Below are 19981 nucleotides of genomic sequence, written 5' to 3' on the forward strand. Positions count from 1 at the left end.
CGGCCTCCTTTGGTCCTGGGACCGCCTTGGGGGCGGGCTCCCGATTCGCTAATTGCAAGATAGAGGCCAACGGTCTTTGGGCCGCATCGATTGACAAGACGGCCTGGGTGTGGCTCCGTCCCCCCTATGTCCGCGCCGCGCCTTTTCGCAACCCTCGATCCTTTCGTGGAATCCGGCGCCGTCATGGGCCGAAAAGTGGCCAATGCCGGCTTTCTGGACGCCTTGTTGCGGGCCGATCCCTTCGACGGATACCATTTCTTCATGCCTTCGCCCCGGGAGCGCGACATGCAGGAACGGCTGCTCGCGGCGCGCTACCCGGAAGCGTTCGGACGCGGCGAGTTCAATATTTTGACACGTCGCGACCTGCCGGCCAGCTTGGCCGCGACCTCTTACGCCGTTTTCCACCTCTCGGACTGCATCACTTCCCAGCCGCGTCTGGCCGCCCTGCGCAACGCCACAGCCCGAAATATCTTTCCTATCACCGGAACCACCCATTCCTTAAGTTACGCCGCCTACGGCCGGGAGTTCCTGGCCCACCTGTGGCCGGGAACCACCCGCCGCGACGCGGTTGTGGCCACCTCCACGGCCGGGCAGGACGTGGTGACGCGCATTTTCGAGAGCCTGCGCCGGGGCTACGGCCTTTCCCCGGACACGCATCCCGGGCCGGAGGTGGCGCGCATTCCGCTCGGTGTGGACCTCGACGAGTGGCGGCCCGCCGCGGGCTTCGATCCCGCCGAGGTTAGGGCGTGTCACGGGATCGCCGCCGGGGCGACGGTCATGCTTGTTTTCGGCCGGCTCTCCCACAGCTCCAAGATGGATCTGCTGCCGCTTTTCCGGGCCGTGCAGCGCCTTGCGGGCCAGGGGATCGACCCCGCGTCGCTGTGCCTGGTGGCGGCGGGCTGGACCGACGACGACGCCGGGCCGTTTTTGCAGGTGCTCGTGAATCTGGCCGCCAACATCAACCTGCCTTTCGTTCTGATCAAGCGGCCGAGCGAGCAGGAAAAGCACGCGCTTTTCGCCCTGGCCGATATTTTCGTCTCCCTGGCCGACAATCCCCAGGAGACCTTCGGCCTGACGCTGCTCGAGGCCATGGCCGCCGGGCTTCCCGTGGTCGCCTCGGACTACGACGGCTACCGCGACATCGTGCTTTCCGGCCGCACCGGGTTCCTTGTCCCGACCATGGGCCTGCCGGATACGCGGCAGCGCGACGTCCTGGCTCCGCTTTGCTACGACAATCATACCCATCTCTCCCTGGCCCAGGGACTGGCCGTGGACGTGCCGACGCTGGCGGACGCGCTGGCGAGGCTTGCGGCCGATGCCGGCCTGCGCCGGGAAATGGGCGAGGCCGGGCGTGGCCGGGTTCGTCGGGAATTTACCTGGGATACGGTGATCGAGCGCCATCTCGCCTTGTGGGAAGGTCTGGCCCATGCCCCCGCGCCCGACCGCGAGACGCTTCGGGACCTGCGCCATCCGCAGACTCTGGCTTACGGCGAGGTGTTCGCCGGCTATCCCAGCGAGATCCTTTCCGACGCCGTGCGGCTCACCTGGAGCCGGGCCGGCCGGGCCGTCTACCGGGGACAGGATTTCCCGGTCATCTATGCGGGCATGGCCGGGGACATCTCGCTTGCCGCCCTTCGCACGCTGCTTTTTCTGTCTCGCTCCGGCTGCCCGGGGCTGACCCTTGCCGCCCGGCTGGCCGCGGCCGAACCGGAGCTCGACGCGGCCGCCGCCCGCTACCATGTCGTCTGGGCGTTTAAGCAGGATCTTTTGGAACGGCAGGAGACGGCATGAGTCGCAAGTCCTTTTCGCCCGCGACCGAAGCGCCCACGGCGGACGGGGCGGGGGAGTCCTTCGCCCGGGCCAAGCGCAGCCTGGGGCAGAATTTTTTGAGCGACCCCAACACGGCGGCCAAGATCGTTTCCGCCTGCGGCATTGCCGCCGGAGACACCGTCATCGAGATCGGTCCCGGCCGGGGGGCGCTGACCGGGCTTATCGCCGCCGCCGGCCCAAGCTCTTTTCTGGCCCTGGAAAAGGATCGGGAGCTGGCGGCGCATCTGTCCCGGACCCATCCTTCCCTCGCCGTGGCCCTGACCGACGCCTTGCGACAGGACTGGAGCCGGCTCGACCGCCTTTCCGGGAACGTGCGGATCATCGGCAACCTGCCCTACAACATCGCCTCGCCGCTTCTGTGGGACCTGTGCGCCGGGGCGACACGGTTTACGCGGGCCGCGTTCATGGTGCAGCACGAGGTGGCGCTTCGGCTTTGCGCCGGGCCGGGCGGCCGGGAGTATGGGGCGCTTTCCGCCTGGATTGCCAGCCATGTCCGGGTCGCCTACTGCTTCAAGGTGCCGCCCACGGTGTTCCGGCCCCGCCCCAAGGTGGATTCGGCCGTGGTGGCCATGACGCCGCTGCCGCTTTCGGACCGGCCGGCCGAGCCCCTGGCGCTGGCCAAATTGCTTAAAACTCTTTTCTCCAAGCGTCGCAAGCAGTTGGGAGGAATCCTGAAAGCTTGGCGCGGCCCGGAACTGGACGATTGGCTGGCCGGGCAGGGCATTCGTCTGACGGACAGACCGGAAACCCTGGCCCCGAAGCAGCTCGCCGGACTGGCTGAAATGCTGAAAATGCGCCTGACCTCTTGACTTTGGGACGTAAATCGATTTTCTTTTGCCCACTCGCCCCGCATGCGGGCGGGTTTTTCGGCTATGCGCGACAGAGCCGGGCCGGCCTTCCTCGTCACGGGGAGGCGAGCGAGATGGTGGCCGGTTTTCCACATGCTGTCGCCGCATGGCCAGGGCGATTACGGGAGCTTAACGCCGCCTGCTGGCAGATGGCGTATCAACCGAGGAGGAGAGGACTAATGACCAAGGCTGACCTGGTAGGAAAAATTGCCGAGAAGACCGGCCTGACCAAGGCCAACGCCGAGCGCGCGCTCAACGCCTTTATCGAGGCTATTGAAGCCACGCTGGTCGGCGAGGGAAAGATCACCCTGACCGGATTCGGCACCTTCATGGTGGACGAACGCAAGGCCCGCACCGGACGCAACCCCCGCACCGGCGCCGAAATCAACATTCCGGCGTCGAAGGTTGTCAAATTCCGGCCCGGGAAACTGCTCAAGGACGCCATTCAATAAAACCCTCCCTGGAGAATTTTCATGCTGCACGGCGAAACTGTCCACAGCCCCCTGCCGCAGGACCTGCCCTGGTGGCAACCCGATCACTTCGTGTTTTTTAGCGTGTTGTATCTGGTGCTTTTCATTATTGCCTCCGGCATGGGCTATTGTGTGATCAAGGCCATTATTGACACCCAAAAGGCCAGCGCCCACGGGCAGCAGCACTGATCCAACGCCACGACGCCAGGCTTTCATTTATCCGCCCGGCTTCGGCCGGGCGGATTTTTTTGCTCCGGGATCAAAGCCCTTGACGCAGGGGCGTTCCCGGGATAGTTATCCGTTTTTGCCGTATAGGGATTTCCCAAAGAGGGGGTGAGGTCCGTGCCCGGAGTGTATCTTGACGAGTCCGACAACTTCGATGTGGCGCTTCGCCGCTTCAAGAAGCAGGTCGAAAAATCCGGGATTCTCTCGGAGCTGAAAAAGCGCCAGCACTTTGAGAAACCCAGCGTCATGCGCAAGAAGAAAAAGGCCGCCGCGCGTAAGCGCCTTCTTAAGAAAATGCGCAAAATCAACATGATGTAATGAATCTGACAGCCCGAATCGAATCCGACTATCTGGCCGCCATGCGGGCCAGGAACGAGATCGTCGTCGGCGTGCTGCGTATGCTCAAGGCCGCCGCCAAGTTGCGGCAGGTGGAGCTTATGCGGCCGCTTACCGATGACGAGCTGCTCGATGTCCTGGCCAAGCAGGCCAAACAGCGTCGCGAGTCCATCGAACAGTTCGCCAAGGCGGGCCGGGCTGACCTGGTCGAAAAAGAGGAGCGGGAGTTGGAGGTGCTTGTCGCCTACTTGCCCGCTCCTTTGACCGACGCCGAACTTGGCGACGCCGTTGCCGCCGCTGTGGCCGAACTGGATGCCCACGGCATGAAGGACATGGGCCGGGTGGTGCAGGCGGTGCTCGCCGCTCACAAGGGGCGGGTCGACGGCAAACGGGTCAGCGGGGCCGTCAAGGCGCGCCTGACTTTCTGACAGCGCTTCCCTTTTTTTCTTATGGAATCCAGAACCCTCTCGTTGCTGGAGTTTCCTAAGGTTTTGGAACGGCTGGCCGCGCTGGCCGTTTCCGAACCGGCGGCGGCTGCCTGCCGGGAAATTTCCCCCATTGCCGATCCCAAGGTCCTGGCCGACGAGCAACGAAAGCTCGCCGAAGCGGTCGAGTTGCGCCGCGACGCCGCCTTCACCTTCACCCCTTTTCCCGACATCGAGGCGATTTTCCCCGTCCTCGACAGCGAGCGCCGCACCCTGGATCTCGACGCCCTGGTCGCCCTGGGCCATGTGTTGGGGCAGGTGGCCGCCCTGCGCGAAGCGCTCGGCAAGGGCGAACCCGGAACCTCGCTTTTGCGCGACGTCGTGGCCGGCGCGCCCTGGCCGCAAAAGACCCAGGCCGCCCTGGCCCGCTGCCTTGCCCAGGACGGAAGCCTGCGCGACGAAGCCTCGCCCGAGCTTTTTTCCGTGCGTCAGGAAATCCGCGCCATCCATCAGACCATCATGACACGGGTGAAGGAATTCGTGGGCGAAAAGGAGATGGGCCCTTTTTTACAGGACGACTACGTCACTATCTCCTCGGACCGCTACGTCCTGCCGCTCAAGGCCAACTTCAAGGGCCGCGTCCAGGGCATCATCCATGACTATTCCCAGACCGGCGAGACCGTCTACATCGAGCCCTTTTTCCTGGTCGAGACCAACAACCGTCTTCAGGAACTGAAAAACGAGGAGCGCGAGGCCGAAGCCCGCGTCATGGCCTTTTTGACCGGCCTGGCCCGGGACGAGCGACGCGAGGTGGCCGCCGCCTACCGGCTGCTCGTTTCCTGCGACGTGCTGTGGGCCAAGGCCGCCCTGGCCGACCGCCTCGGCGGCGCGCTGCCCGAGGTGGGACAGGGACTGCCCGTGCATCTGCTTGCCGCGCGCCATCCGCTGCTGGTCCTGGCCGCCGGGGGCTCGGCCGAGCCGCGCGTCATGCCCCAGGACCTGGTCTTGGCCGAGGAGCAGCGGGGGCTTATCGTCACCGGGGCCAACGCCGGCGGCAAGACGGTTTGCCTCAAGACATTGGGGCTGCTTGCGATCATGGCCTTGTCCGCGCTGCCCGTTTCGGCCGGGGAGGGCAGCCGGCTGCCGTATTTCCGCAAGGTGTTCGTCTTTCTCGGCGACGAGCAAAGCCTCGAGGATCATCTTTCCACCTTCACGGCCCAGATCCGCCACCTTTCCCGCGTCTGGCCGGACATCGACGCGGACACCCTGGTGCTGCTCGACGAATTCGGCGCGGGCACGGACCCCTCGCAAGGCGCGGCCCTGGCCCAGTCCGTGGTCGACGGGCTGCTCGACAAGGGCGCCTATCTGGCCGCGGCCACGCACTTTCCGGCGCTCAAGGCCTACGGCCTGTCCCGGCCCGGCGTGCGCGCCGCCTGCATGCTGTTCGATCCGGCCACCAAGAAGCCCGTCTACCGCCTGGCCTACGATCAGGTCGGCGCGTCCATCGCCCTGGACGTGGCCCGGGAACACGGCTTGCCCGAGGAGCTTCTGGAGCGGGCCGGCCGGTATCTGCTCCTGGATGGCGGTGACGCCGGGCAGGTGTTCGACCGGCTCAACGACTTGGCCCTGCGCCGCGAGCGGGAACTCGAGGCCATCGCGGCCAAGCGCCGCGAGGAAGAAGGGCGGGTGGCGAAGCTCAAGGAGAACTTGAGGAAAGCCCAGGATACCCTGGTCGAGGAGATTCGCGACCTCTCCCGCGAGATCGCCCGACGCCACGAAGCCGGTCGCCTCGGCCGCAAGGAAGCCCAGAAAGCCCTTGCCGATGCGAGAAAAAGACTTATTGAACAAGGCAGTGCCATAACCGGCTTGCAGGAGCGCGAAGAAGCCCCGGCCAAGGCGCTCGATCTGGACGCCCTTGCGCCCGGGGATTCCGTGCGCATTATCAGTTGGGGCAAAACCGCCGTGGTCCGGGAAAAGGATATGCGTCGCCAGGCGGCCAAGGTCGAGGTGGGCGGCGTGAGCCTGTGGGTGCCGGCGGCGGATATGGCCCCGGCAAATGCCCCGGCCGCCAAAGCGGGAGGCGTGACGGTCGCCAGGGCTCCGCGCGAAACCGCCCCGGCTTCCGGGCTGGGACTCGTGCTCGACCTGCGCGGCATGCGCGCCGACGCGGCCGAAATCGAATTGGCCGCTTTCCTCGACGCGGCGCTTTTGCGCGGGCACGGCGAGTTGGAGATCATCCACGGCAAGGGAACCGGTGCCCTGCGGCGCGAAGTGCACAGGTTATTGAAAGAACATCCCCAGGTCGCCTCGTTCGCCCTGGCCCCCGAGGACCGCGGCGGCGACGGCATGACCATGGTGACATTGAAATAGGCGGGCAGAGAGCCTCCGGCGGCCAGGGGGAAACTTTTTGAAAAAAGTTTCCCCCTGGACCCCTTTCAAAAACTTTTTCCCAGGGAGCATGTCTCTCCTGAGGTATGAAAGGGGAACAAATTTTTATTTTTACACTGCTGGAAGCGTGTTGGCGGCTTGTTTGGGACATGGCGTCGCAACCGAAGGTCGAAATGACCAACCTTTCGTCCCCCCTTGTACTCCCGGTCAAGGTTTCTTCGGGAAGGGGGCGCGGGGAAAGCCCTTTTTTTTCAAAAAAGGGCTTTCCCCCACACGCGTCTCGCCCGTGAAACATGACGCAAGCGTGGTAACGGCGGTCAAGGCCAGGGCCAATATTGCCGAGGTGGTCGGGCGCTATGTGACGTTGCGTCCGGTGGGCAACCGGCTGGTCGGGGCGTGTCCGTTTCATCAGGAGACCAAGGGCTCGTTCAACGTGCACCCGGACAAGGGTTTTTTCCATTGTTTCGGCTGCCAGGCCTCGGGTGACGTCATTGATTTTTACTGCCGCATAAACGGCCTGGAGTTCCGCGAGGGACTGGAGCGGCTGGCGGCGGAAGTGGGCGTGGATATCGGCCGGGTCAAAAGCGACCCGCGCGCCGCCAAGCGCAAGCAGGAACGCGACGCCTGCCTGGCCATGCACGAGCTGGCCGACCGCTACTTCCGGCATGTGTTGGAACGGCCCGAGGGCGCGACCGCCCGGGAATACCTGGCCAGGCGGCAGGTGAGCCCGGAGATGATCGAGCGCTTCGCCTTGGGCGTAAGCCCGGCCGGCTGGCAGGGACTTTGCGACGTGCTGCGCCGACGCGGCTTTTCCGAGGATGCGGGCGTATTGGCCGGGCTTTTGAGCACGGGCAAGAACGGCCGCGTCTGGGACAGGTTTCGCGACCGGCTCATGTTTCCCATCCGCGATGGCGGCGGGCGGGTGATCGCCTTCGGCGGGCGCATCATGGGCGACGGCGAGCCCAAGTATTTAAACAGCGCCGAAACGCCGATCTACACCAAGGGGCAGCACCTTTACGGATTGTTCGAAGCCCGGCCGCATATGACCAAGTCACGGCGGGCGCTTTTGACCGAAGGCTACCTGGACGTGATCACGCTGCACCAGTTCGGCTACGGCGAGGCCTGCGGGGTGCTCGGCACGGCGCTGACCACGGAGCAGACCAAGCGGCTGTCCGGGTTCGCCAAGCAGGTGGATCTCGTTTTTGACGGCGATCCGCCGGGACGCAAGGCGGCGCTTCGGGCGGCGCAGATGTTTTTGACCCTGGGCGGAGCCTGCCGGGTGGTCCCGCTGCCCGACGGCGAGGATGTGGACAGCCTGCTCCACGCCAGAGGGCGCGACGGGTTCGAGGAGTGTCTGGCCCGGGCCGAGGACGGGCTGACGTTTTGTTTGCGCGTGGTGCGCGAGACCTATTCGCCCAAGGACATGGCGGCCTGGGCGGTGGAATTTCTGGCGAGCCTTGGCGACGAGGCGCTGCGGGCGGTTTTCATCCCCCGGGTGTCGGCGGGGCTGGGGCTGGCTGAAATCGAATTGCGCCGGTTTCTGGGCGAGGCCGTTTCCCGGCCGGGGCGCCAGCCGGCTTTAGTGGCGGTCAAGCGGCGGCGGGCCTTGGAGATGTCCCCGCGCGACGCCCAGTTGTTGTCGTTTGCCGTGCGCCGTCCCGATTACCTGGAAACGCTTTCCGGGGCGGGAATGGCCGAGGGACTGTCCACGGAGGCGGCCCGGGATTTTTTCGCCAGACTGCTCGGGGGCGGCTCCGACGAGCTGGCCACGCGGCTCGATGCGGCCCAGACGGCCTTTTGGACCAAGGCCCAGTTGGAGCCGGCCGTAGGCGATGAAGAGGCCGCGGCGATTTACGAGGATATTTGCGTTTTTCTCCACAAGTGCAGTGAGCGCGACCAGCGGCGCGTGCTTATGGACGCGTTGCGCCGGGCGCAGGAACAGGGAGCGCACGCCGAAGCCTTGCGGCTTTTGGGGGAACTACAGGCCCTTTCCGGGAGGGGAGATGAGTAATCTCAAGGAAATCCAGCAGATCAAAAGCCTTATCGTCAAAGGCAAGCAGAAAGGCTTTCTCACCTTTGACGAGGTCAACAAGGCCCTGCCGTCCGAGGTGATAAGCCCCGAGCAGCTCGAAGAGGTCATCGCCATCTTCGACCAGCTCGACATCAACCTCGTGGACACCGACAAGGACGGCCGTAAGGTCGAGGCGTCCAGCGCCGAGCCGGATGATGCCCCGGACGCCGATCTGGAACTGACCGAAAGCGAGGACACCCTCGATTATTCCTCGCGCAGCACCGACCCCGTGCGCATGTACCTGCGCGAGATGGGGGCCGTGCCGCTGCTCGACCGCGAGGGCGAGGTGGTCATCGCCAAGAAGATCGAAAACGGCGAAATGGACGTGCTCTACGCCCTGGTCGAAGTGCCGGTGGCCGTGGAAGAGCTTATCCAGGTGGGCGAGGACCTGAAAATCGGCCGCATCAAGCTGAAAGACGTGGTCAAGACCATCGAGGAGGACGATCCGTCCGAGGACGAGATGAACCAGCGCCAGCGGGTCATCTTCCTGCTCGACGAGGTCAAGGTCTCCTTCCGCAAGAAGCGCAAGATCTACAGCAAGCTCGACCAGTGCGCCTGTCTGGATCGCCGCGTGGCCGGCATCCAGAAGGAGATCATGGTCTTCAAGGAAGAGATCGTGGTGCGGCTTCGCGACATCAAGCTCGAAAAGACGCTGATCGACCGCATCATTGAGATTGTCGAGGACTATGTGCGCCAGATGCACAACTGCCAGCGCGACCTGTCGGCCTACATCCTGTCCGTCGGCAAGTCCCAGTCGGAAATCCAGGAGCTCTTCGCCCAGCTCGACGCCCGGGAGGTCAACCCGATGGTCGCGGCCGAGTCGCTGGGGCTCACGGTGGAGGAGCTTTTCTCCTTTAAGGAAATGCTTACGGCCAAGATGGAGATTCTCGACCGCTTGCAGGAAAAGTGCTGCCACCACGTCCACGACCTGGAAGAGGTGTTGTGGCGCATCAAGCGGGGCAACACCGCCGCCCAGCGGGCCAAGCAGGAGCTCATCCGGGCCAACCTGCGCCTGGTCGTCTCCATCGCCAAGAAGTACACCAACCGCGGCCTGCAATTCCTCGACCTGATCCAGGAAGGCAACATCGGCCTCATGAAGGCCGTGGACAAGTTCGAGTACCAGCGCGGCTACAAGTTCTCGACCTACGCCACCTGGTGGATCCGGCAGGCCATCACCCGCGCCATCGCGGATCAGGCCCGCACCATCCGCATCCCGGTGCACATGATCGAGACCATCAACAAGCTCATCCGCACCTCGCGCTACCTTGTCCAGGAGCTCGGCCGCGATCCGACCCCGGAAGAGATCGCCGAGCGCATGGACTATCCGTTGGAGAAGGTCAAAAAGGTGCTCAAGATCGCCAAGGAGCCGATTTCCCTGGAGACGCCCATCGGCGACGAAGAGGATTCGAGCCTGGGCGATTTCATCGAGGACAAAAAGGCCCTGGCCCCGGCCGAGGAAGTGGTCAACACCAAGCTCGGCGAGCAGATCGGCAAGGTGCTTTCCGACCTGACCCCGCGCGAGGAGCAGGTGCTCAGAAAGCGCTTCGGGCTCGGTGAGAAGTCCGACCACACCCTCGAGGAAGTGGGCAAGCTTTTCAACGTCACCCGCGAGCGTATCCGGCAAATCGAGGCCAAGGCCCTGCGCAAACTGCGCCATCCGGTGCGCAGCCAGCATCTTCGGTCGTACTACGAAGGCTAAGGCCGCATCTTTTACGCCACAAGCGGGCAGGTTCTTCGGAACCTGCCCTTTTTTTGCGCGATAGGCGGGGGAGACGCCGGCCTTTGAGGCGGTGCGAGGGAAATATTGACACGAACGGGGCGCTGGAGAAAAGTGACCGGACATTTTCGAGAAGAAAGAAGGGGCAGTACATGAAAACTATCGGCCTTATCGGCGGAACGAGCTGGCTGTCCACAGTCGACTATTACCGCTTTATCAACGAGGAGACGGCGCGCCGCCTGGGCGGACTGCACTCGGCCAGGCTCGTTTTGGCCAGTATCGATTTCGCCGAGCTGGCGGCGGCGATGCAGGCCGGCGACTGGGACGCCGCCGGAGACATTCTGGGCCGGGCGGCGGAGAGCCTGCACCGCGCCGGCGTTGACGGCATCATGCTGTGCTCGAACCTTATCCACAAGGTCCACGATGTCGTCGCCGCCCGCGTTCCCGAGCCGTTTCTGCATATCGGCGACGCCCTGGCCGCCGCGATCACGGCCGGAGGCTATTCCGTCGTGGCGCTTCTCGGCACGCGGCCGATCATGGAGGAGGGCTTCTACCGCGAACGCATCGAGGCGAAGTCCGGGGCGCGCATCATCGTGCCCGAGGAGAAGGATCGCGCCTATATCAACACTGCCGTTTTCGAGCGGATGTGCCGCAATCAATTCACCGACGAGGATCGGGCCGAGCACAACCGGATCATCGGGGAGCTTGGCCGGCGCGGGGCCCAATGCGTCATCCTCGGCTGCACCGAGCTTCCCGTGCTGTTGTCGACTTCGTCCCTGCCGCTTTTGAGCAGCAGCCTCGTGCATAGCCTTTATGCCGTGGATTGGTCCCTGGGCACGAAGGGAGAGTAGTACCCGAGTACGCCTGCTCGGGGCCAATGGCCTGGTCACGCAAAAACGGCCGAGGGTCGCCCCCCGGCCGTTTGCCTGTCCAATATTTCGGCGGATGCCTATGCGTCGGCGGTATCCGCGAATCCTTCGATCTCTTTGTGCTTCTTCCAGGAAATTTCCAGGGAGAACTTCTCCTTGTCCTTTTTCTGGGAAGCCTTCATCTCCACGTTGACCAGCACCGACGGTGCAAGCGTCAGGCTTTCGTCCCCGGCGGCCAGGGTCACCTTGCCGCACTGCATGTCCGCGACCAGCTTCTCCAGGTTGGCGATGACCTCGGTCAGCTGCATCACCCCTTCGATCTTGAGCTTGTTTTTCTCTTTTTCCATGACGCGCTCCTTGGCTTGCGGCTCTAGCCGATGATTTCGAATTCGACGCCCTTGCCCTGTTTCAGAAGAATCGAACCGTTGCGTTTGATGACGAACAGCAGAAGCGGGCGCAGGGCTTCCATATCCAGGGATACATCCGGGAGATAGCGCCCGAAAAACAGGCCGTTGTCGTAGATGCGCAGGCTGTGGCGGTTTTGCCCGATGGTGCGCAGCCGCACGGACAGGGCCGGTACCGGGCCGCGTTTGTCGCCCGGCTTGCGTCCGGGCTCGGCCGGCCGCTCCAGGGGACTGACGAGCAGTTGGAGAACGTGGCTGAAATAGAAGAGTTTCTCCACCGGCAAGGCGGAGGTGTCCGGGTCCACCTCCACATCGGTTACGAGGCCTCCGGCCGGGGCCAAGCCCTCGACCACCCCGCGCAAAAAGACTTCGGCCGGAGGCGGCCCGTCGGTCGGGAGCGGTGGGCATGCCGGTTCGGCCATCAGAGCGGCTTGGGAGGTCGACTCGGCCATTGGCATGCTTTGCGGGATCGGCTGGATCGCCTCGGCCGGCGGGACGGCCGAGGCGGCTGTTTTCACCGCGAGAGTGTCCGCCATATCCAGCGAAGCTTCGTTCATCGTCGGCTCGACCGGAGCAACGGTTTCCGTCGCTCGCGGTTCCGGTATTTCCCCGGCTGTGGCGGGATCGATCTTCGGTGCGATCACCGGGCTGCTTTGGGGAACGGGCTGGATTTCCGTATCGGCTCGCGAACCGGCGGCGACCACGGTTTCCGGCGGTGCATCGGGCGTGAGCACGCTTTCGGAGATGGGACGCGGTTCGACGGGGCTTTTTTCCGGCGCGGATTGCGCTACGGGCGTCGGCTGTTGCTTTGCCGGGGCGGTCTTTTTCGCCGTAGTGCCGACCTTGGCCGGCTTGGGCTTGGCGGTCTTTTGGGGCGCGGCCTTTTTCGCCGTGCTTTTCGTCGTGGCTTTGGTCGTTTTCTTGGCTTCGGGCTGGGTTACGCCGCTTAAAGGATCGCGGCCGAGTCGGGAGCGGGCGGTCATTTTGCACCTCGTTTCGCCGTGTTGGCCGGTTCGCCCGCGCGCCGGGCGAGTTCCCGGCAAACGGCGGCGAAATCCTGGGCACCGGCGCTGGTTGGCGCGTAGCGGAAGATATCCTGGCCATGGCTTGGCGCCTCGGCCAGGGACACGTTTTCACGAATGGGCGTTTCGAAGGGGAGGTCCGGAAAATGCCCGGCCACGGCGCGCCTGACCTCGCGGTGCAGGCGTTTTCGCGCCGAGAAGCGGTTGAGCACGATGCCGAGCACCGAGGGGCCGGCATGTTCGTTTCCCGTCAGTTCGGACAGCGTGCCCATAAGCCAGGCCAGGCTTTGCATGGACAGATAGTCGGGCGTCATGGGCACGATCACCCGCGTGGCCGCGCCGAGCACCTGCCGTGTCAACGGCCCGAGATGCGGCGGACAATCGAAAAGCACGACGTCGCAGTCGGACAGATCCGCCAAGGCCGCGGCCAGGAGGGTCTCCGGCGCTTCGCGCCTGGAGAGTTCGGTCTCCACCGTGGCCAGCCGGGCGGCGGCCGGCAGGACGCGCAGGCCGTCGGCCTCGATCAGGTGCCGGGAGACCGGGACGTCGCCCCCGAGCACGGCGGCAAGCCCTTCTTCCCCGGGATCGCGCAGGCCCAACGATGCTGTCAGGTGCGCCTGGGGATCGGCGTCCACCACCACGACACGCCAGCCCGCGCGACAAAGCCCGGCCGCCAGATTCACGGCGCAGGTCGTCTTGCCCACGCCGCCTTTGTGGTTGCAGCAGGCGATGCGCAACACGCCGGGTTCTTGGACGTCCATCCGCCAACTATGCCTTTGTTGTGTTACGATTTGAAGACAGCGGTTGTGGAATGCGCCACGTTTTCCAGACGATCCTCTGTCGCCGGATCGTCATTCTTCCGTAAAGAAGGCGGTTCAAGCCGCCGGCTATGGAGCCGTGTCGCCGGTTGTTGCAGTACATATGCCGCCCAGGCCGGCCGACAAAAGGAGAATCATGCCCATACTGCGCGTCTTGCGATGGCGGGGAAGGCCGCGACAGGTCGTCATGCAGATCACGAACCGGTGCAACGCGCGTTGCGCCCAATGCGGCATGCGCGTGACGGCCGGCGGCGAACGCGGCGACATGGACCTGGATACGGCCAAACGCATCATCGACCGTTGCGCCGCCTTGGGCGTGGCCGCTCTGTCCTTTACCGGCGGCGAGCCCTTTCTGACCGGATCGACGCTTTTTACGCTCCTCGACTACGCCGGCCGGGCCGGCATCACCTACCTGCGAACCGGCACCAACGGTTATCAGTTCGCAACTCCCCAGGCACCCGACTTCACCGACCGGGTCACGCGTCTGGCTGAAAACTTGGCCAGGACCCCGGTGCGCAATTTCTGGATCAGCCTCGATTCCGCCGATTCCGCCACCCATGAGGCCAACCGGGGGCACCCCGGCATGGTGGAAGGGGTTTCCAAAGCGCTTCCCATCTTCCATGCCCACGGTCTTTTTCCCACGGCCAACGTGGCGCTCAACCGCTTCATGGGCGGCCCGCGGCCCCTTCGCGGCGAAGGCGAGGCGCTTTACCGCGCCGCCTGCGCGCAGATCGGCCATTTTTTCGAAAAAGCGGCCGCCCTTGGCTTCACCATGGCCAATTGCTGCTACCCCATGAGCGATACGGATCGGGAAAAGGGCGCCACGGCCGTGTACGCGGCCACGGCCTCCGATGCGCGGGTGACGTTTTCCAACACCGAAAAGTACGAGCTTTTCCGGGCGCTGCGCGACACCGTGCCGCGCCACCGAAGCGACTTGCGGATTTTCACGCCGCTATGCGCGGTCCACGCCCTGGTCCGGCAATACGGCCAACCATCCAAGCCGCCCCGTCCCTGTCTCGGCGGGGTGAGCTTTTTCTATGTGGACCGGCATGGCGACTGCTTCCCCTGCGGCTACCGGGCTGGGGAAAACATGGGACCGTTCTGGAAGCTCTCCGAAGAAAATCTCGGCGGCGAGCCGCATTGCCGGGCCTGCGACTGGGAATGCTTCCGCGACCCGAGCGAACTGCTCGGACCGCTCGGCGATCTGACATCCATCCCCTCGGGCTGGACGCGCCTCCTCAATGCCGACCGCCGCCAACTCCTGCTCTGGCTTAAGGACCTGCGCTACTTCGCCGCTTGCGGTCAATTTGATGGGAGAAGAGAGTGGAAGAGGGGGGAGTGAGAATGCGAGAGGGGAAACCCTTTAAAGGGTTATCCCCTCTCGCGCTCTCCCCTTCCCCAAGTTTTCAATAGGCGCAAGCGCGACCATTACTATCCGAATTCTATTGAAAGTCTTGGGAAAGGGGGCCTGGGGGAAAACCTTTCTTCAGAAAGGTTTTCCCCCAGAGAGGTCCGGGAGAGGCTCCGCCCTTCCTTAAAACTCCACCACAACCTTCAGCGCGCCCGGGCGGGCGGCGGCGGCCATGGCCTGGGGAAATTCCGTGAAGGGATAGGCTGCTTCGATCAGCGGCGAGACGTCCACCAGCCTGTCGCGCAGAAAGGCCGTGGCCAGTTTGAAATTGCCGCACCGCGAGCCGACGAGGGTGATTTCGTCCACCACCACCCGGGCCATGTTGACCGGGGTCGGGGCGAAGGTGGTGGTCTTGAGCACGATGGTCCCTTCCGGGCGCGTCAGGTCCAGGGCATGGGCGAGGCCTTCGGGCCGGCCCGTGGCCTCGATGACCACATCGAAGCGGCCGAATTCCTCGAGTAAAGCGGCGGCGAGGCCGTCATGGCTGTCGTGGCGGCGTGTGGCCACACCCTGGGCGGCGGCGATGGCCAGCTTGCGGGCGTGCCGGCCGGCCAGGACGATGTCCGGGCACTGGTGGCGCAGGGCGCAGGCGGACAGGATGCCGAGCTTGCCGTCGCCAAGCGCCAGCACGGACATGTCGGCGGTGAGATGGAGTTGTTGCCCGGGTTCCAGGGCGGCGGCCAGGGGCTCGATGAAAACCGCTTCGCTGTCCGGTATGTTGTCCGGGATTTCGTGGAGCAGCGAAACCGGCATGGTGACGTAACGGGCAAAGGCGCCGTCCTTGCCGGCGATGCCGAGGGTCGTGCGGTTGGGACAGTGGCGCGGCCCGGCGGTCAGGCAGGTCGGGCAATGGCCGCAGCCCAGGTTGATTTCCGCCGTCACCCGCTTCCCGACCAGTTCCGGATGGTCCGGGGCCTCGGCCACGACGGCCGCGAATTCGTGGCCCGGGATGCCGGAAAAGCCCATGTAGCCCTTGAGCAGCTCCAGATCGGTGTTGCAGATGCCGGCCATGCGGACCTCGAGCAGCGCTTCGCCGGAACGCGGCCGGGGATCGGGCCGCTCCACCATGGATACGCTTCCGTTTTCAAAGACGACAGCCTGCATGGGCGGCTCCTTTTTGTCTGGCGCAATCGGGGAAAACAACCTAACCCTTTCATACGGTTTGCTCAATTGGCCTTGCGCCGAGGCGCGGGGCCGGTAACGGACGTTTTTCGAGGCGACGTAGGCGTGATGCGACAAGATATGGTATGCGAGGCGGTTTTCGATCCGGCGACGGACGGCGGGCGGGGCACGCGGCTGGATGTGTTTTGGACCGCCCGGCTGGCGGGGGAGGATGTCACCCGGGCGCGGGTCCGGGCGGCCATCGAGGAGGGGCGGGCGACCGTGGACGGCGCGGTCTGCCGTAAACCCGGGACCAAGCTTCGCGGCGGCGAGGCGCTGGGCCTGCGCTTGCCGGCGCTTTCCAGCGAGACGGAGGCCGAGGCCGGGGCGCTGAAACTCCTCCATGCGGACACGGACGTGATCGTGCTCGACAAGCCGGCCGGGCTCACCGTGCATCCGGCCCCCGGACTGCCCGAGGGCACCCTGGTCAATCGGCTCTTGTACCGTTTCCCGCAGCTTCGCGACATGGCCGGCGAGCGTCCGGGCATCGTCCACCGCCTGGACAAGGATACGAGCGGGCTTTTGCTCGTGGCCCTGACCGAATCCGCCAGGCAGGCCCTCGCCGCCGATTTCGCGGCGCGCAGGGTGCGAAAGACCTATCTGGCCCTGGTCCATGGGCGGCCGGAGCGGGACGGCGGGGATATCCGCTTGCCCATCGGCCGCGATCCCAAACATCGGGCCAAAATGGCCGTTGTGGCCAAGGGCGGGCGCGAAGCCAGAAGCCGGTGGCGGCTGGTCTGGAGCGCGCCGGACGCAGCGGCGAGCCTGCTTGAAGTGGACATCTTCACCGGCCGCACCCATCAGATCCGGGTGCATCTGGCGGCCATCGGCCATCCCATTGTTGGTGACGCGGTTTACGGCGCGTCGCGGCAGAACGACTGGAAGCGCCGGCCCGGCGTTTTGTCCGGGCTGGCCACGCGCCAGATGCTCCATGCCTGGAAGCTGTCCTTCACCCATCCGGGCACCGGGGAGACATGCGCTTACCGCTGCCCGCCGCCTCCGGATTTCTGGCGGCTGGTGCTGCTTCTCGGCCGGCGCTGCCAGCGGGTGGGCCTGGTCGGCATGCCGGGTTGCGGCAAGTCGGCCTTGCTCAGGGTCTTCGAGGCTGCCGGCTATCCGGTTTTTTCCGCCGACGCGGCCGTGGGGCGGCTCTACGCTCCCGAGGGGGGCGGAGCGCATATGCTGGCCGGGCGTTTCGGCGAGGCGGCGCTGGCCCCGGACGGTTCCGTCGATAAACGCTGGTTGCTTGGGCGCATGCTCGAAAGCGAACCGTTTCGGCGCGAGGTCATGGAGCTGGTGCATCCGCTGGTCCGGGCCGAGCTGGATGCGTTTCTGGAGGCAAATGCCACTGTCCGGGCGGCCTTTGCCGAGGTGCCGCTGCTGTTCGAATCGGGCTGGCCATGGCGGGAGGTGGCGGACCTTGTTGTCGGGGTTCGTTGTTCCTTGGGGACGCGCCGGGAGCGTCTGACCGGGGGACGCGGCTGGGATGGGGATCTCGCCGACCGCATGGACGGCTGGCAGTGGCCTGAGGAGGCCAAGCTCGCCAAATGCCGGTTCGTGGTGGACAATGACGGGGACCGGGACGCCCTGGCGCGTCAGGGGCGTGAGGTCCTGGCCGGACTGGCCGCGCTTCGTCGCGGGGACGCCTGGGATCGCCTGCGGTGGCTGCGGGAACGGGGATATGCCCCGGGGCCCGGGAGCGTTCCCTGGGACGCGGCATGATCCCGCTTCGCGACAATGTGCCGAGTTCCCGACGGCCGCTCGTGACCTGGACGATCATCGCCCTGTGCGCGCTGCTTTTTCTTTTCGAGCAGCTGTTGCCGAACCGCACGCTTTTCGAATTCCTGCATATCTACGGCGTGGTCCCGGCCCGCTACACCGACCCGGCCTATGCCGCCATTATGGGCTACCCCAAGGGCGGCTACGAATCCATGGTCACCTACATGTTTTTGCACGGCGGCTGGCTGCACTTTCTGCTCAACATGTGGGTGCTGTGGATTTTCGCCGACAATGTGGAAGAGGCGCTGGGACCGTTGCGGTTCGCCCTGTTCTACCTGGCCTGCGGCCTGATCGCCGTATGGACCCATATCCTTTTCAACTGGAACGCCACCATGCCGGTGATCGGGGCCTCGGGGGCCATCGCCGGGGTGATGGGGGCCTATTTTCGCTTGTTTCCCCGGGCCAGGGTGGTGACGCTCATCCCGATATTCATCTTTCCCTGGATCATCGAACTGCCGGCCGTGGTTTTTCTGGGCATCTGGTTTGTCATCCAGCTTCTTTCCGGGCTCAGCGGCGCGGTCGGCGGCAGCGGGGCGGACAGCGTGGCGTTTTGGGCCCACGCCGGCGGTTTCGTCGCCGGACTTGGGCTGGTGCGCTGGATTTTGCCGCGCGGCTGCGCCTTCTGCTTCGATCCCCGCAACAGGCGGTACGACCGGGAAGGGTAGGGACGCTCCCCGGCCTTCTTCTTACAACGTCTGCGCCACCCAGACGACACGGCCCACGATGCGGGCATGCCCCGCGATGTCCCCGGTCACGACATCCTCGACGGCCAGGCTGTCGTCTTTCCCCGCGATCTTCCGGTCCGCCCCTTGCCCGTAGGGCAGCATGCGCACCACCAACCCTTTGCCCTGAATGTCCATGGCAAAGGGTACGGTTTCTTCCCTGGTTGGCAGGGCGGCATCCGTCCCGTCCACGGCATCCCGGCGGGTGTCCACCACGAGGTAGGCACCTTTGCGGATGCGGGGTTCCAGGGCCGGGCTGTCCATGCGAATGACGAACCGGCTCGGTCCGACGATGCGCGGCGCCAGGGCGATGCGTTCGATCTCGCGCAACAGCCAGCGTCCGGTGCGGGGATGTGTGGAACTCATGGCGAAAACAGGCGTCATGGCCACCGGGCAATCGGGAGGGGCATCCCGGCCCTTCCCGTCGAAAACCCAATCCGGATCGAGGTCGTATTCGCGGCAATAGCGCATGACCCAAGCGTAAAAGGCGGCGGCGTCCATTTCGGTCGTCAGGGCGCATGTAATCAGGTCCAGGCGGTCGACGGCGTCTTTCGCACCTCTGGTGCGAAGGGCGGTCTTCAATCGGGCGAGAATGGAATCACGTGCTTCTTGTCCCATGTAACCCCTCGAGTTTTTCACAAGATAAGCACGAATGATTTATATGTAAATATATTTACTCATATTAATTCATAAATAATCCTTTTAATAAAAATGTAAACCTTTTCTAATTGAAAACAAAAATGCCGTCTCCGTTCGGGAGGCGGTCAAGCAGGGGCCTGCAAAAGAGGAAAGGGCGGTCAGATTTCCTGGATCACCCAAACGGCCTTGCCGATGGGGGTGATTCCCGGGGTCTCCAGGGGAAGATGCTGCGCGGGGTGGGAAGGGTTATCGGGGAGCAGGGAGAGGCGCTTGGCTTCAAGGTCGCGCACGACGCGCTTGATGACGAGCCCTTCGCCGGGAAAGTCGAGGGCATAGATTTCGCCGGTGCGTAGGCGGACGTCGTCGCAATCGATGCCGACATAGGCCCCGTGGCGGATGACCGGCTCCATGCCGGCATTGTCCATTTTGACCACCAGCAGGTGCGGTCGCGACAGCGATTCGATAAGCGGGATGCTCTCCAGGCTTTCCCGTATCCAGGAGCCGCTTTCGGAATTGGTGCGGGCCATGGCGTACACAGTCGCGCGCATGGGCGCGGCCGCATATTCGTTGGCGGTTTCGCGCACCCCGGCCACGCCGTCGGCCAAGTTGAAGCCAGCCCGCCTGGACGCGGGTTCCTGGCCATACAGGATCCAGTCGGGTTCCAGCCCGCAGGCCCGGTACAACGTGATGAGCCAACCGTCGGGAATGGTGTTTTTCTTTTTGGCGTCGGAAATGCTGGATTGCTTGATGCCGAGCAGGTTTGCGATCTCAGTCTGGGTCCGGGTTTTTGTGGCCGCCTGGATCCTGGCATAAGCGTCTTCGAAGGTGTCGGGCTTCACGCAGCCT

Annotated in this window: 19 protein-coding genes; 13 read left to right on the top strand and 6 right to left on the bottom strand. The window is 64.6% G+C overall.

Features of this window, described 5'->3' with window-relative positions; genetic code table 11:
- The first annotated feature begins 126 nt into the window (after positions 1-126).
- The 10 genes from DESFRDRAFT_RS00400 to DESFRDRAFT_RS00445 all read left to right on the top strand — a co-directional run bounded on the left by DESFRDRAFT_RS00400 (position 127) and on the right by DESFRDRAFT_RS00445 (position 11161).
- Positions 127-1791 carry a glycosyltransferase family 4 protein gene (locus DESFRDRAFT_RS00400; protein WP_005990031.1) on the top strand — a complete coding sequence of 555 codons (1665 nt, stop codon included), beginning with the start codon at positions 127-129 and terminating at the stop codon, positions 1789-1791.
- A complete protein-coding gene (rsmA, locus tag DESFRDRAFT_RS00405) occupies positions 1788-2639 on the top strand; it encodes a 16S rRNA (adenine(1518)-N(6)/adenine(1519)-N(6))-dimethyltransferase RsmA (protein ID WP_005990033.1) in 852 nt (283 codons plus the stop codon). The genes DESFRDRAFT_RS00400 and rsmA overlap by 4 nt, the downstream gene beginning before the upstream one ends.
- Positions 2640-2827: 188 nt before the next feature.
- On the top strand, positions 2828-3130 hold the full coding sequence (locus DESFRDRAFT_RS00410; RefSeq protein WP_272913114.1) for an HU family DNA-binding protein: 303 nt from the start codon (positions 2828-2830) through the stop codon (positions 3128-3130).
- A 21-nt stretch (positions 3131-3151) separates the two neighbouring features.
- Entirely contained in the window at positions 3152-3337 is a 186-nt protein-coding gene (locus tag DESFRDRAFT_RS00415) for a hypothetical protein (protein ID WP_005990038.1), read from the top strand.
- Positions 3338-3490: 153 nt separating this feature from the next.
- Positions 3491-3691, top strand: a complete 201-nt coding sequence (gene rpsU, locus DESFRDRAFT_RS00420; protein WP_005990045.1) for a 30S ribosomal protein S21 — start codon at positions 3491-3493, stop codon at positions 3689-3691.
- Positions 3691-4137 (top strand): GatB/YqeY domain-containing protein, encoded by a 447-nt coding sequence (locus DESFRDRAFT_RS00425; protein ID WP_005990046.1) that lies wholly within the window; start codon positions 3691-3693, stop codon positions 4135-4137. Before rpsU ends, DESFRDRAFT_RS00425 begins: the two co-directional genes overlap by 1 nt.
- Before the next feature lie 21 nt (positions 4138-4158).
- Positions 4159-6504 carry an endonuclease MutS2 gene (locus tag DESFRDRAFT_RS00430; RefSeq protein ID WP_005990047.1) on the top strand — a complete coding sequence of 782 codons (2346 nt, stop codon included), beginning with the start codon at positions 4159-4161 and terminating at the stop codon, positions 6502-6504.
- 304 nt (positions 6505-6808) lie between these two features.
- Positions 6809-8533 carry a DNA primase gene (gene dnaG, locus DESFRDRAFT_RS00435; protein ID WP_005990048.1) on the top strand — a complete coding sequence of 575 codons (1725 nt, stop codon included), beginning with the start codon at positions 6809-6811 and terminating at the stop codon, positions 8531-8533.
- Complete coding sequence (gene rpoD / locus DESFRDRAFT_RS00440; protein ID WP_005990049.1) at positions 8526-10292, top strand: RNA polymerase sigma factor RpoD; 1767 nt, start codon at positions 8526-8528, stop codon at positions 10290-10292. Before dnaG ends, rpoD begins: the two co-directional genes overlap by 8 nt.
- A 170-nt stretch (positions 10293-10462) precedes the next feature.
- Complete coding sequence (locus DESFRDRAFT_RS00445) at positions 10463-11161, top strand: aspartate/glutamate racemase family protein (protein WP_005990050.1); 699 nt, start codon at positions 10463-10465, stop codon at positions 11159-11161.
- A gap of 98 nt (positions 11162-11259) precedes the next feature.
- On the opposite strand, the gene DESFRDRAFT_RS00450 is transcribed toward DESFRDRAFT_RS00445, so the two are convergent.
- Genes DESFRDRAFT_RS00450 through DESFRDRAFT_RS00460 form a run of 3 tightly spaced genes read right to left on the bottom strand, consistent with a single transcriptional unit; the run spans position 11260 to position 13366 of the window.
- Positions 11260-11526, bottom strand: a complete 267-nt coding sequence (locus tag DESFRDRAFT_RS00450; RefSeq protein WP_005990051.1) for an amphi-Trp domain-containing protein — start codon at positions 11524-11526, stop codon at positions 11260-11262.
- Positions 11527-11549: 23 nt separating this feature from the next.
- Entirely contained in the window at positions 11550-12566 is a 1017-nt protein-coding gene (locus DESFRDRAFT_RS00455; protein ID WP_005990052.1) for a hypothetical protein, read from the bottom strand.
- A complete protein-coding gene (locus DESFRDRAFT_RS00460) occupies positions 12563-13366 on the bottom strand; it encodes a ParA family protein (protein ID WP_005990053.1) in 804 nt (267 codons plus the stop codon). The genes DESFRDRAFT_RS00455 and DESFRDRAFT_RS00460 overlap by 4 nt, the downstream gene beginning before the upstream one ends.
- Positions 13367-13559: 193 nt before the next feature.
- On the opposite strand from DESFRDRAFT_RS00460, the gene DESFRDRAFT_RS00465 reads away from it, so the two are divergent.
- Positions 13560-14765 (top strand): radical SAM protein, encoded by a 1206-nt coding sequence (locus DESFRDRAFT_RS00465; protein WP_005990054.1) that lies wholly within the window; start codon positions 13560-13562, stop codon positions 14763-14765.
- A gap of 192 nt (positions 14766-14957) precedes the next feature.
- Here the strand turns inward: DESFRDRAFT_RS00465 and DESFRDRAFT_RS00470 are convergent, their stop codons facing one another.
- Positions 14958-15938: an MDR/zinc-dependent alcohol dehydrogenase-like family protein gene (locus tag DESFRDRAFT_RS00470; protein WP_005990056.1), complete on the bottom strand. Its 981-nt coding sequence runs from the start codon at positions 15936-15938 to the stop codon at positions 14958-14960.
- Between the two features lie 126 nt (positions 15939-16064).
- Here DESFRDRAFT_RS00470 and coaE point away from each other — a divergent pair, with 126 nt between their 5' ends.
- Positions 16065-17717: a dephospho-CoA kinase gene (gene coaE / locus DESFRDRAFT_RS00475; RefSeq protein ID WP_043793499.1), complete on the top strand. Its 1653-nt coding sequence runs from the start codon at positions 16065-16067 to the stop codon at positions 17715-17717.
- The gene (locus DESFRDRAFT_RS00480) at positions 17714-18439 is read left to right on the top strand and encodes a rhomboid family intramembrane serine protease (protein ID WP_005990060.1); all 726 of its coding nucleotides are present in this window, start codon (positions 17714-17716) and stop codon (positions 18437-18439) included. Before coaE ends, DESFRDRAFT_RS00480 begins: the two co-directional genes overlap by 4 nt.
- Before the next feature lie 21 nt (positions 18440-18460).
- Here the strand turns inward: DESFRDRAFT_RS00480 and DESFRDRAFT_RS00485 are convergent, their stop codons facing one another.
- Entirely contained in the window at positions 18461-19114 is a 654-nt protein-coding gene (locus tag DESFRDRAFT_RS00485; protein WP_005990062.1) for a hypothetical protein, read from the bottom strand.
- 179 nt (positions 19115-19293) lie between these two features.
- Positions 19294-19974, bottom strand: a complete 681-nt coding sequence (locus DESFRDRAFT_RS00490; protein ID WP_005990064.1) for a LexA family transcriptional regulator — start codon at positions 19972-19974, stop codon at positions 19294-19296.
- Between the last annotated feature and the right edge of the window lie 7 nt (positions 19975-19981).

Source organism: Solidesulfovibrio fructosivorans JJ] (genome assembly GCF_000179555.1).
GTDB lineage: Bacteria > Desulfobacterota > Desulfovibrionia > Desulfovibrionales > Desulfovibrionaceae > Solidesulfovibrio > Solidesulfovibrio fructosivorans.

Excerpts from the sequence above, each read along its gene's own strand:
- DESFRDRAFT_RS00400 (WP_005990031.1), top strand. The coding sequence starts at position 127 with ATGTCCGCGCCGCGCCTTTTCGCAACCCTCGATCCTTTCGTGGAATCC.
- rsmA (WP_005990033.1), top strand. The coding sequence starts at position 1,788 with ATGAGTCGCAAGTCCTTTTCGCCCGCGACCGAAGCGCCCACGGCGGAC.
- DESFRDRAFT_RS00410 (WP_272913114.1), top strand. The coding sequence starts at position 2,828 with ATGGCGTATCAACCGAGGAGGAGAGGACTAATGACCAAGGCTGACCTG.
- DESFRDRAFT_RS00415 (WP_005990038.1), top strand. The coding sequence starts at position 3,152 with ATGCTGCACGGCGAAACTGTCCACAGCCCCCTGCCGCAGGACCTGCCC.
- DESFRDRAFT_RS00425 (WP_005990046.1), top strand. The coding sequence starts at position 3,691 with ATGAATCTGACAGCCCGAATCGAATCCGACTATCTGGCCGCCATGCGG.
- DESFRDRAFT_RS00430 (WP_005990047.1), top strand. The coding sequence starts at position 4,159 with ATGGAATCCAGAACCCTCTCGTTGCTGGAGTTTCCTAAGGTTTTGGAA.
- rpoD (WP_005990049.1), top strand. The coding sequence starts at position 8,526 with ATGAGTAATCTCAAGGAAATCCAGCAGATCAAAAGCCTTATCGTCAAA.
- DESFRDRAFT_RS00445 (WP_005990050.1), top strand. The coding sequence starts at position 10,463 with ATGAAAACTATCGGCCTTATCGGCGGAACGAGCTGGCTGTCCACAGTC.
- DESFRDRAFT_RS00450 (WP_005990051.1), bottom strand. The coding sequence starts at position 11,526 with ATGGAAAAAGAGAAAAACAAGCTCAAGATCGAAGGGGTGATGCAGCTG.
- DESFRDRAFT_RS00455 (WP_005990052.1), bottom strand. The coding sequence starts at position 12,566 with ATGACCGCCCGCTCCCGACTCGGCCGCGATCCTTTAAGCGGCGTAACC.
- DESFRDRAFT_RS00460 (WP_005990053.1), bottom strand. The coding sequence starts at position 13,366 with ATGGACGTCCAAGAACCCGGCGTGTTGCGCATCGCCTGCTGCAACCAC.
- DESFRDRAFT_RS00465 (WP_005990054.1), top strand. The coding sequence starts at position 13,560 with ATGCCCATACTGCGCGTCTTGCGATGGCGGGGAAGGCCGCGACAGGTC.
- DESFRDRAFT_RS00470 (WP_005990056.1), bottom strand. The coding sequence starts at position 15,938 with ATGCAGGCTGTCGTCTTTGAAAACGGAAGCGTATCCATGGTGGAGCGG.
- coaE (WP_043793499.1), top strand. The coding sequence starts at position 16,065 with ATGCGACAAGATATGGTATGCGAGGCGGTTTTCGATCCGGCGACGGAC.
- DESFRDRAFT_RS00480 (WP_005990060.1), top strand. The coding sequence starts at position 17,714 with ATGATCCCGCTTCGCGACAATGTGCCGAGTTCCCGACGGCCGCTCGTG.
- DESFRDRAFT_RS00485 (WP_005990062.1), bottom strand. The coding sequence starts at position 19,114 with ATGGGACAAGAAGCACGTGATTCCATTCTCGCCCGATTGAAGACCGCC.